Here is a 5,869-nt window from a genome sequence, read left to right as displayed (position 1 = left end):
GATGTAAGTCAATAAATAATAAAATTGAATTTTATTTTTGAAGAGGTTTTATGTACTATACGCCTCGTCAAGTGATTGCTTGATATTCATAAAGTTCCTAAATAAAATAATCATAAAATATAGCTAAACTACTTTCCTACCACCCGAATCGGGTGGTTTTTTTTGCCTTCTCATTAGCTTATTTGCTAAACATCAAGTAAAATGACCGCACTTTTTTAACCAGTGAGAAAGAACGATTATGTCATCACAATTTGTTTATACCATGCATCGTGTCGGGAAGGTTGTTCCACCTAAACGACATATTTTAAAAGATATTTCCCTAAGCTTTTTTCCAGGGGCGAAAATTGGGGTACTCGGCTTAAACGGTGCGGGAAAATCCACCCTACTCCGCATTATGGCGGGGATTGATAAGGAGATCGAAGGAGAAGCCCGACCACAACCGGGCATTAAAATTGGCTACCTTCCACAAGAGCCGAAATTAGAACCTCAACAAACTGTACGCGAAGCAGTGGAAGAAGCAGTATCTGAAGTTAAAAATGCGCTTGCTCGTCTTGATGAAGTTTATGCCCTTTATGCCGATCCTGACGCGGATTTTGATAAACTCGCGGCGGAACAAGCCGAATTGGAAGCAATCATTCAAGCACAAGACGGACATAATTTAGATAATCAACTAGAGCGTGCTGCCGATGCACTACGCTTGCCTGATTGGAGCGCAAAAATTGAACATTTATCTGGTGGTGAACGTCGCCGTGTGGCACTCTGTCGTTTATTGCTGGAAAAACCGGATATGCTGTTGCTAGACGAGCCGACCAACCACTTGGATGCGGAATCGGTCGCGTGGTTGGAGCGTTTCCTCCACGATTATGAAGGCACGGTTGTGGCGATTACTCACGACCGTTATTTCTTAGATAACGTTGCAGGCTGGATTTTAGAACTAGACCGTGGTGAGGGAATCCCTTGGGAAGGCAATTATTCCTCTTGGTTAGAGCAAAAAGAAAAACGCCTTGCCCAAGAACAAGCGGCGGAATCGGCTCGTCAAAAATCCATTGAGAAAGAGTTGGAATGGGTTCGCCAAAATCCAAAAGGGCGTCAAGCAAAAAGTAAAGCGCGTATGGCTCGCTTTGAAGAACTCAATTCCGGCGAATATCAAAAACGTAACGAAACCAACGAACTCTTTATTCCACCGGGTCCTCGCTTAGGGGATAAAGTGATTGAAGTGCAAAATCTGACCAAATCTTATGGCGACCGCACTTTGATTGATGACCTCTCATTCTCCATTCCGAAAGGGGCGATTGTGGGAATTATCGGGGCAAACGGAGCAGGTAAATCCACTCTATTCCGTATGCTTTCAGGGCAGGAGAAACCTGATAGCGGTTCTATCACAATGGGAGAAACCGTTGTTCTCGCCTCCGTGGATCAATTCCGTGATGCGATGGATGATAAAAAAACAGTGTGGGAAGAAGTGTCAAATGGGCAGGATATTCTCACTATCGGGAACTTTGAAATTCCAAGCCGTGCCTATGTGGGACGTTTCAATTTCAAAGGCGTTGATCAACAAAAACGGGTTGGCGAACTCTCCGGCGGTGAGCGTGGCCGTTTACATTTAGCTAAATTACTGCAAGCCGGTGGTAACGTACTCTTACTGGACGAACCGACCAATGACCTTGACGTAGAAACCTTACGCGCACTAGAAAATGCCATCTTGGAATTCCCAGGTTGTGCGATGGTTATCTCCCATGACCGTTGGTTCCTAGACCGCATTGCGACCCATATTTTAGACTATGGCGATGAAGGTAAAGTTACCTTCTACGAAGGCAACTTCTCCGATTACGAAGAGTGGAAAAAGAAAACTTTTGGCGCAGAAGCGTTGCAGCCACACAGAATGAAATATAAACGTATTGCAAAATAAAAGAAAAGTGCGGTTAATTTTGACCGCACTTTATAAATTTAAGGAGTCAAAATGAAAAATTTATTGCTCGTTTCAATCATGACATTGGGAGCGACAGCTTGTGTTTCAACTGAGCTCTCTAATCAACATACCCCTTATGATGCAACAAAAGATGCCAGAATTCGTTTATACGGACAAAATGGACGACCGTCTTTTCTAACAGTAGATATTGATGGTAAAAAAGAAAAAGTGACTGTTGGCGGCGGTTTAGGTCAAGCATTTAGTTCAATGGTTGGCGCCAAAGGCAACGAGAGTATTGGAATGCCGGAAACATCATTAAGCAAAAATCCGTCTGCTCATTCAAAATTCTTATCAAGTATCTTTTTTAAAGAATTTGTCATTCCGGCTAATACCAAAGTGCAAGTAACCAATGAAATTATTCCAATGGACAGCACTCATACGCACTACACAACAACTGAAAAAATCACTACCGTTATCAAAGGAAAAAGCTGTAAAGGAAATACTGTCACTTTTATTCCTGAAGCAGGTAAAGACTATGAGGTTGCACCAATAAGCTCTGATCGTGAGTGCGGTGTTACTGTTTATGAAATTAAATAGAAATAAACATCTATTTAGGAGTGATTATGTTAATTTCTTTGCACGTCTTCTGTGCATTTTTAAGTTTAGGACTTTTGATTGTTCGTGGCATAATGCAATTAAGCGGTAAAGATTGGCGAGCCATAAAATTGTTAAAAATTTTACCGCACTTAGCGGATACACTTTTAATTGTAAGCGGCTTGACCCTATTTTTCCTATTGCCTTTTGAATTAGAAGCTTGGCTTATTGCTAAATTCTGTCTGCTCATTTTGTATGTTATTTTTTCAGCAAAATTCTTTGGCGGAAAAGTAGTAAAAGCAAATCCAATATTTCTACTGCTTTCTCTAATAAGCTTTATTGGTGCGATTATTATCGCTTACATTCACTAAAATCAGAGATAAAAATCCATCTTTAATAAAGATGGATTTTTACTTTTCTAGCCGCCTACCAGCTTAGCAATGAAACCTTTTTCCTCCAGTAACACTTTGAGTAAATCTCGTTTTTCACCTTGAATCTCAATATTACCGTTCTTTACCGAACCACCTGTACCACAGCGTTTTTTGAGTTCCGTCGCAAGTTTTTTCAATTCTTGATCCAATAAATCTAATCCGGTAATAACGGAAACCGCTGCACCTTTTCGACCGCTGGTTTGACGTTGAATACGCACAATACCATCACCTTTAGATCTTAACGGTCGTGCCTTTTCTTCTTTAATTCGCCCACTTTCCGTGGAATAAACTAAAACTGACTCAGACATAATTACTGTGCAATAGAAACATTAATGGAACGAAGTACTTCTGCCGGGTTCTCTGCTTGTGTAATTGGACGTCCAATGACTAAATAATCGGAGCCGGATTTAATCGCCGCTGTCGGTGTCATGACACGTCGTTGATCACCAAAATCAGCACCAATTGGGCGAATACCGGGGGTAATTAATTTGAAATCAGCACCACAGCTATTACGTAAAATTTCTACTTCTTGTGGAGAACAAACCACACCGTCTAATCCCGCACGCTGGGTTAAATGAGCAAGGCGCAATACTTGTTCCATCGGGGAAGCATTGATGCCGATTTGAAGTAAATCTAAATCTTCCATGCTGGTTAAAACAGTCACGGCAATTAAAAGCGGCGCATCTTTACCATAAGGTTCAAGAATTTTTTTCGCCTCTTCCATCATTTTCAAGCCGCCACTGGCGTGAACATCTACCATCCATACGCCTAAGTCTGCGGCAGAACGAACCGCTCTTGCCACAGTATTTGGAATATCATGGAATTTTAAATCAAGGAAAACATCAAAATCACGTTGATGTAACTGTTTCACAAAATTCGTTCCCAAAGTAGTAAACATTTCTTTCCCTACTTTCAAACGACATAAACTAGGATCTATTTGATCAACTAACGCAAGCGCTTCTGCTTCCGTCTCATAATCAAGTGCAACAATAACTTTGTTAGTCATAATTTTCCTCTTTAATGATGTTCTTGTGCGGATAATGGTTTGATTGTTTCCCAATGACGGCAGGACGGGCAGTTCCAAAGTAATTTATGAAGTTGATAACCACAATTTGAGCAGCGATAAACAGCACTCTGTCTAATACGCTCCCCTACCATTTTATGAAGTAAAATGAGACTTTCTTTTCCTCTACCTTCTTCTGCGTCATCAATTTGATATTGAATAAAGCGATGGAAAATAAGTGTGCTTGGATTTTTCGTTAATCGTTGATAAAGATTCACTTGTGCGGCTGATTTTCCATCTTTTTCTTCAATTAATTTTGCAAGTGCTAAATCAACCTCATCATTCTTAGTTAGCTGCCCTGCTCGGATTAAAAATAATTCAAAGCTATCAAGCTGATTTAATTCTTTATAACAATATTCTAGAGCAGGTAAAACTTCTCCAATATAATCAGAGTTTTGATAAAGCACATTTTCTAATGCTTTAATTGCTTGTTGATATGCTCTTTCTTCAATATCTAAATCCGCTAACAATATTGAAGCTCTAACGCAGGTTGAAGAAATGTGTAGCGCTTTTTGTAAAATACGACGCTTTTCAACCGCACTTTCACTGCCCAAACTTTGAGTATATTCACAATAACATTGAGCTAATTCAACATTATTGGCTTTAGGATAAATTTTTGCTAATTTTTCGGCAATATTTACCGCTTTTTTCCACTCTTTTGTTTTTTGATAAATTAACAAAAGTTGTTGTAATGCGTTTTCGGCAAATTCAGGTTCATCTACCAATAAAATATAAAGATTTTCTGCTCGATCAAGAAAACCTATAGTCATAAAATCGCGTGCTAGCTGTTGTTTAGCAAGAAGTTTTTGCTCAAAAGAATAATTAGGACTACGATCAAGAGCCTGATGAATACGTAATGCTCGATCAACTTCCCCTCGAGAACGGAATAAATTACCAAGAGTTAATTCCGCTTCAAATTGCGAGCTGCTTTCTATATCATTTTCAGTCTCTTGTTTTTGTAATATATCTAAAAATAAATCTACTGCTTTATCTGTTTGATTAGAAAGCAAAAAATTGACTCCCGTAACATAATCGCGGGAGAGTTTATTACTAATACCTTCCTGATCTTTCTTAGCACTACGCTGCCCCATATACCAACCATAAGCAGCAGCAATAGGCAAAAGCAGAAAGAGCAACTCAAGCATTATTCTGCCTTTGCCTTGTCGCGGATGCTTGTTAATTCATTAATTTGTAAAGTTTGACGTTTAATTTGACGATTAAGCGACATATTTTTTAGTTTCAATTTTAAGTAGAAGAAACCTGTGATAAGCCATCCTAAAATTAATCCCAAACCAAACAAGACAGCAACAAGCGTTGAAAGTTGGAACTGGCTTTCTGCAAAAATATAATTAAACGTAATTATTTGATCATTATTTGCACCAATTGTAATTCCTACAAGCACGATGGCTAAAGTAATTATAAATCCTAAAATGTATTTAATCATACGAAATCCCTTAGAAAACGTTTTCTTTATTATGCCAAAGTTTCTAATGAAAAACGACACCTAAGTGTCGCTATTTCATCTATTTCTAAGAGAATATATCTACACGTTCTCTCAGTTCTTTACCCGCCTTAAAATGAGGTACACATTTAGCATCCAATTTCACAGAATCTCCTGTCTTCGGATTTCTACCGAGGCGGGGCTGACGATAATGAAGGGAAAAACTTCCAAATCCCCGAATTTCTATGCGATTCGCATCTTCCAATGACTGTGCTATAAGTTCTAAAATGTCTTTTACAATAGCTTCAATTTCTTTTATAGGTAAAGAAGGATGTTTAGCAGATAAATTTTCAATAAGTTCTGATTTGGTCATCTATTTCTCCTTTATTTCTAATTAGTATGTTTATGACAACAAGTTTTATTGATAATTC

At 38.8% G+C, this 5,869-nt stretch carries 8 protein-coding genes; 3 read left to right on the top strand and 5 right to left on the bottom strand.

Going from position 1 to position 5,869, the window contains the following annotated elements:
* Positions 1-238: 238 nt before the first annotated feature.
* The 3 genes from ettA to BKL51_RS11675 are packed head-to-tail and all read left to right on the top strand — an operon-like array spanning position 239 to position 2,874.
* Positions 239-1,909 (top strand): energy-dependent translational throttle protein EttA, encoded by a 1,671-nt coding sequence (ettA, locus tag BKL51_RS11685; protein ID WP_077466817.1) that lies wholly within the window; start codon positions 239-241, stop codon positions 1,907-1,909.
* A 51-nt stretch (positions 1,910-1,960) separates the two neighbouring features.
* Positions 1,961-2,506, top strand: a complete 546-nt coding sequence (locus BKL51_RS11680; protein ID WP_077466816.1) for a hypothetical protein — start codon at positions 1,961-1,963, stop codon at positions 2,504-2,506.
* 26 nt (positions 2,507-2,532) lie between these two features.
* On the top strand, positions 2,533-2,874 hold the full coding sequence (locus BKL51_RS11675) for a SirB2 family protein (RefSeq protein WP_077466815.1): 342 nt from the start codon (positions 2,533-2,535) through the stop codon (positions 2,872-2,874).
* 47 nt (positions 2,875-2,921) lie between these two features.
* Here the strand turns inward: BKL51_RS11675 and yciH are convergent, their stop codons facing one another.
* The 5 genes from yciH to BKL51_RS11650 form a co-directional block, all read right to left on the bottom strand.
* The gene (yciH, locus tag BKL51_RS11670) at positions 2,922-3,242 is read right to left on the bottom strand and encodes a stress response translation initiation inhibitor YciH (RefSeq protein ID WP_077466814.1); all 321 of its coding nucleotides are present in this window, start codon (positions 3,240-3,242) and stop codon (positions 2,922-2,924) included.
* Positions 3,243-3,244: 2 nt separating this feature from the next.
* Positions 3,245-3,940, bottom strand: coding sequence for an orotidine-5'-phosphate decarboxylase (pyrF, locus tag BKL51_RS11665; RefSeq protein WP_077466813.1), 696 nt, complete (start codon positions 3,938-3,940; stop codon positions 3,245-3,247).
* Between the two features lie 11 nt (positions 3,941-3,951).
* Positions 3,952-5,142, bottom strand: coding sequence for a lipopolysaccharide assembly protein LapB (lapB, locus tag BKL51_RS11660; RefSeq protein WP_077466812.1), 1,191 nt, complete (start codon positions 5,140-5,142; stop codon positions 3,952-3,954).
* Positions 5,142-5,441: a LapA family protein gene (locus BKL51_RS11655; RefSeq protein ID WP_077466811.1), complete on the bottom strand. Its 300-nt coding sequence runs from the start codon at positions 5,439-5,441 to the stop codon at positions 5,142-5,144. The genes lapB and BKL51_RS11655 overlap by 1 nt, the downstream gene beginning before the upstream one ends.
* Before the next feature lie 85 nt (positions 5,442-5,526).
* Complete coding sequence (locus BKL51_RS11650) at positions 5,527-5,811, bottom strand: integration host factor subunit beta (protein WP_077466810.1); 285 nt, start codon at positions 5,809-5,811, stop codon at positions 5,527-5,529.
* Between the last annotated feature and the right edge of the window lie 58 nt (positions 5,812-5,869).

Origin of the sequence: Rodentibacter sp. Ppn85, from assembly GCF_001999335.1 — a bacterium.
Lineage (GTDB): Bacteria > Pseudomonadota > Gammaproteobacteria > Enterobacterales > Pasteurellaceae > Rodentibacter.
This window is presented reverse-complemented; position numbering and strand designations above follow the sequence as displayed.